Annotated in this window: 5 protein-coding genes; 3 read left to right on the top strand and 2 right to left on the bottom strand. The window is 72.6% G+C overall.

Going from position 1 to position 4,673, the window contains the following annotated elements:
* From AB0B40_RS32745 to AB0B40_RS32735, 3 genes are all read left to right on the top strand, one after another.
* Window positions 1-1,371, top strand: a 1,371-nt coding sequence (locus AB0B40_RS32745) for a trypsin-like peptidase domain-containing protein (protein ID WP_362267148.1), incomplete at its 5' end; no start/stop codon positions are given.
* 84 nt (window positions 1,372-1,455) lie between these two features.
* Window positions 1,456-1,902, top strand: coding sequence for a sec-independent translocase (locus AB0B40_RS32740; protein WP_345055687.1), 447 nt, complete (start codon window positions 1,456-1,458; stop codon window positions 1,900-1,902).
* A 254-nt stretch (window positions 1,903-2,156) separates the two neighbouring features.
* A complete protein-coding gene (locus tag AB0B40_RS32735; RefSeq protein WP_362267145.1) occupies window positions 2,157-2,822 on the top strand; it encodes a hypothetical protein in 666 nt (221 codons plus the stop codon).
* Window positions 2,823-2,891: 69 nt separating this feature from the next.
* Here AB0B40_RS32735 and AB0B40_RS32730 read toward each other — a convergent pair whose 3' ends face one another.
* On the bottom strand, window positions 2,892-4,025 hold the full coding sequence (locus AB0B40_RS32730; protein ID WP_345055684.1) for an Mrp/NBP35 family ATP-binding protein: 1,134 nt from the start codon (window positions 4,023-4,025) through the stop codon (window positions 2,892-2,894).
* Window positions 4,026-4,068: 43 nt separating this feature from the next.
* On the bottom strand, window positions 4,069-4,671 hold the full coding sequence (locus AB0B40_RS32725; protein WP_362267143.1) for a DUF1003 domain-containing protein: 603 nt from the start codon (window positions 4,669-4,671) through the stop codon (window positions 4,069-4,071).
* Between the last annotated feature and the right edge of the window lie 2 nt (window positions 4,672-4,673).

The following is a 4,673-nucleotide window of genomic DNA, read 5'->3' as shown; positions in this document are numbered from 1 at the left end:
GGGGCACCCGTGGTGCCCGCGGTCCCCGGGGCACCCGCGGTGCCTGCGGCCCAGGGGGCGCCCGTGGTGCCCGCCCCGGTGGTGCCCGCGGCGCCCGGGGCGTCCCCCGGCCCCGTCTCCGGCGCGGTGTCCGGTGGTGTCCTTCCGTCGGTGGGGGAGGGGGTCTGGGGGCGTGACGACCCGTGGGGCCTCGGGGCCGCCGAGCAGCGGGCGTCCGCGCCGGGGCCGTTGCAGCAGACCGGCGCCGGCAGGCCGACGGACGGGCAGCGGCTTCGGCGGGCCAGGCGGCGCACCCTCCTAGCGGCCCTCTGCGTCGCCCTCGTGTCCGCGGGCATAGGCGGAGTCGCCGGCGCCTACGTCGAGCGCGAGGGGCTCGGCGACGGCGTCCGGCCGCCGCAGGCCGGGCGCGCGCCGGACAGCGTGGCCGGGATAGCCGCCCGCGCCCTGCCCAGCGTGGTCACCCTGCACGTCAAAGGGGCCGACCAGGCGGACACCGGCACCGGCTTCGTCCTCGACGCCCAGGGGCACATCCTCACCAACAACCACGTCGTGGAGCCCGCCGGGCCGGACGGCGAGATATCCGTGACGTTCAGCGGCGGCGACACGGTCAGGGCGAAGGTCGTCGGCCGGGACAGCGGCTACGACCTCGCCGTCGTCCAGGTGCACGGCGTCCACGGACTCACCCCGCTGCCCCTCGGCAACTCCGACGACGTCCAGGTCGGCGACCCCGTCGTCGCCATCGGCGCCCCCTTCGACCTCGCCGACACGGTCACCTCCGGCATCATCAGCGCCAAGGAACGGCCCATCACGGCCGGCGGCGAGAAGAGCGACGGCACCGATGTGTCGTACGTCGATGCCCTGCAGACCGACGCCGCCATCAACCCGGGCAACTCCGGCGGCCCACTGCTCGACTCCCGGGCCGAGGTCATCGGCATCAACTCGGCCATCCGCTCCGCCGGCAGCGGCTCCGGCTCCACGGGCGGCGGCCAGGCCGGCTCCATCGGTCTCGGCTTCGCCATACCGGTCAACCAGGCCGAGCGTGTCGCCGAGGAACTGATCGGCGAAGGCCACGCCACGCACCCCGTGATCGGCGTCACCCTCGACATGGGCTACACCGGCGACGGCGCCCGCATCGACAGCAAGAGCGCGAGCGGCGGCCCCGCCGTCACCCGGGGCGGCCCCGGCGAGCGGGCCGGCCTCAAGGCGGGCGACCTCATCACCGAGGTCGGCGGGGTGCGCGTCCATACCGGTGAAGAGCTGATCGTCAGGATCCGCGCGCACCGGCCCGGCGACCGGCTGCGCCTGACGGTGGAACGGGGCGGTACCAAGCGGGACGTGTCACTCGTGCTCGGCGCGTCGGGGCAGAACTGACGGAAGTCTCACCTTGGGACGGTACCGGTCGGACGCGAACGCCGGGTACCGTTGAGCGACCGAGGACATCGCAAGGAGCGTCAGGTGTTCAATGACATAGGACCACTGGAGCTGGTCACGATCGTCGTGCTCGCCGTGCTCGTCTTCGGTCCGGACAAGCTCCCCAAGGTCATCCAGGACGTGACGCGCACGATCCGGAAGATCCGCGAGTTCTCGGAGAGCGCCAAGCAGGACATCCGCACCGAACTCGGTCCCGAGTTCAAGGACTTCGAGTTCGAGGACCTCAACCCCAAGACGTTCATCCGCAAGCAGCTGGACAACGACGACCTGGGGCTGAAGGAGATCCGCAACGGCTTCGACCTGAAGAAGGAGATGGCCGAGGTCACGGACGCGGTGAACAGCCGCGACGGCGACGCGTCGTCCGCCCCGTCCTCGTCGTCCCCCTCCTCCGGCGGGCGCATCGACATGACCAAGAAGCCCGAGGCCCCCGGCGACGACGAGCGCCCGCCTTTCGACGCGGACGCCACGTAACCGCTGCCACCGCCACCGCCGCCGTCTCACCGACACGCGCACGCGGGCGTACGCCGCGCACGTGACGCGTGTCATAGCGCGCACCCGTCGCGCACGGCCTGAACAGGCCCTTCGCGCGACCCACGCATCCAGCGCCTGCCCTGCGGGTCTCAGCGGTGTGGATATGCTGCCGAGTTGTTGCGCGGACCGGACGCGTACGCCCGAAGGGGGGCGGGTCAGCCCGGTCCGACGAGAGCGAGGAGGCGTCCGGGCAGATGGAGACGACGAGTCGGGTGGGCGCGCAGGCGCCGGCCGCGGAGGGCGGACAAGAGCTCCCCTCCGCCCGGCGTACGGTCGACGGTTACCTGCGGGCGCCCTTCCCGTGGTACGGCCTCGACGAGGCGTTCACGGGGCCGCGCTGGCTGATGCAGGTCGGTACGGCGGCCGACGGCGCCGTCGAGCACGGTTCGATCGGGCACGGGGACGAGCCTTCGGTGCGGGGCGAGACCGGTGCCGCCGGTGAGCCGCGGGAGAAGTTCGCCGTCGTGGTGACGGTCGCCGCGCAGCCGTCCCGGCGCAGCGCGGACGGCACAGGGCTGCTGGAGGCGACCTCGGTGTCCTCGGCGGCATGGCTGGCCGGTGTGGGCCTGCTGTCGTTCACCTGGCCCGGGCAGATGGACCACAGTCTGCGGGACGACTGGCTGGAGCAGCAGACGGAGACGGCGTGGGCCCTCGCCGACGATCTGGACGGAACCGAGTGGTCCAGGCTCTCCCTGCCGGTGGACGGGGCCGCGGCCTCCTTCCACTACCGGGAGTCGGAGTTCGGCTGGGTGCTGGCGGGCACCACCGAGTCGGGGGTCCATCTCGGCGCGTACGGCCGGGGGATGAGCGCGTACGGGCTCGGGTTCGCCGTCGTGAAGGACGTCGCGGCCTACGCATGACACAGGGGCGCCGGTTGAGTTCCGGCGCCCCTTCGAGCCCGCTGTCGCCGAAGTCGGCTCAGAGCCGGCTCAGAACTTGTTCTTCGGCGTGATGCCCAGCGACAGGCCCGACAGACCCCGCTGGCGGCCCCCCAGCTTTCCGGCGATGGCGCGCAGGGCCGAGCCCGCGGGGGAGTCGGGGTCGGTCAGGACCACCGGCTTGCCCTCGTCGCCGCCCTCGCGGAGCCGGACGTCGATCGGGATGTTGCCGAGGACCGGGACCGTCGTACCGGTGGTGCGGGTCAGGCCGTCGGCGACCAGCTGGCCGCCGCCCGTGCCGAAGACGTCGACCATCTCGCCGCAGTGCGGGCAGGGCAGGCCGGACATGTTCTCGACCACGCCGACGATCTTCTGGTGGGTCTGCACGGCGATGGAGCCGGCCCGCTCGGCGACCTCGGCCGCCGCCTGCTGCGGGGTCGTCACGACCAGGATCTCGGCGTTCGGGACCAGCTGGGCGACGGAGATCGCGATGTCACCCGTGCCGGGCGGCAGGTCCAGCAGGAGGACGTCCAGGTCGCCCCAGTAGACATCGGCGAGGAACTGCTGGAGGGCGCGGTGCAGCATCGGGCCGCGCCAGACGACCGGGGCGTTGCCCGGGGTGAACATGCCGATGGAGATGACCTTCACGCCGTTCGCGGACGGCGGCATGATCATGTTCTCGACCTGGGTGGGCCGGCCGTCGACGCCGAGCATGCGCGGCACGCTGTGGCCGTAGATGTCGGCGTCCACGACACCGACCTTCAGGCCGTCGGCGGCCATCGCCGCCGCCAGGTTCACCGTCACCGAGGACTTGCCGACACCGCCCTTGCCGGAGGCGACCGCGTAGACCCGGGTGAGGTTGCCCGGCTTGGCGAAGGGGACCTCACGCTCGGCCTGGCCGCCGCGCAGGGCCGCCGCCAGCTCCTTGCGCTGCTCGTCGCTCATCACGTCCAGGGTGACGTCGACGCGGGTGACGCCCTCGATCCGGGAGACCGCCTCGGTGACGCGCTGAGTGATGGTGTCGCGCATCGGACAGCCCGAGACCGTCAGGTACACGGTGACCGCGACCGCCCCGTCCGCACCGATCTCCACCGATTTGACCATCCCGAGTTCGGTGATCGGGCGGTTGATCTCGGGGTCGTTCACCGTCGCCAGTGCCTCGCGCACCGCGTCTTCCGTAGCCATAAGGACGATGGTACGGCGCGCCGGGGGGCCTGAGGGATGCCCCTCAGCGGTCGTCTGTGTCACGTCCCGGTGGGCGTTCCGCCGGGAATACGACGTGAGCGCCGTGCCCGTCGTGGCGGCGGCGTTCCTCCAGCTCCTTCAGCAGGTCCTGGAGTTCCGAACGGATCCAGTCACGGGTGGCCACCTCGCCCAGGCCCGTGCGCAGCGCGGCGACCTCCCGGGTCAGGTACTCGGTGTCGGCGATGGACCGCTCGTTCTGCTTGCGGTCCTGCTCCAGGTTGACCCGGTCCCGGTCGTCCTGCCTGTTCTGCGCGAGCAGGATCAGCGGGGCGGCGTACGACGCCTGCAGGGACAGCATCAGGGTCAGGAAGATGAACGGGTACTGGTCGAAGCGCAGCGCCACCGGCGCGGCGACGTTCCACAGCACCCACAGGATGATGACGACCGTCATCCAGACGATGAAGCGTCCGGTGCCCAGGAAGCGGGCGATCTTCTCCGACAGCCGGCCGAAGGCCTCCGGGTCCCACTCGGGCAGGATCCGCCGGCGCGGCGGGCGCGGCGGGTGGCGCCGCGCCCCGGGGCGCGGGGGGGGCGGGGGGGCCCGCCGCGCGGCGGCCGGGGGGGCGGGCGGGGCCGCCGGAGCCACTG

This window comes from Streptomyces sp. NPDC042638 (assembly GCF_040647235.1).
GTDB lineage: Bacteria > Actinomycetota > Actinomycetes > Streptomycetales > Streptomycetaceae > Streptomyces > Streptomyces rameus.
The sequence above is the reverse complement of the archived record's forward strand: the minus strand, read 5'-3'. Positions and strand labels throughout refer to the sequence as shown.

Bases quoted from the DNA above. Each gene is read 5' to 3' on its own strand.
- AB0B40_RS32735 (WP_362267145.1), top strand. From the start codon at position 2,157: ATGGAGACGACGAGTCGGGTGGGCGCGCAGGCGCCGGCCGCGGAGGGC.
- AB0B40_RS32730 (WP_345055684.1), bottom strand. From the start codon at position 4,025: ATGGCTACGGAAGACGCGGTGCGCGAGGCACTGGCGACGGTGAACGAC.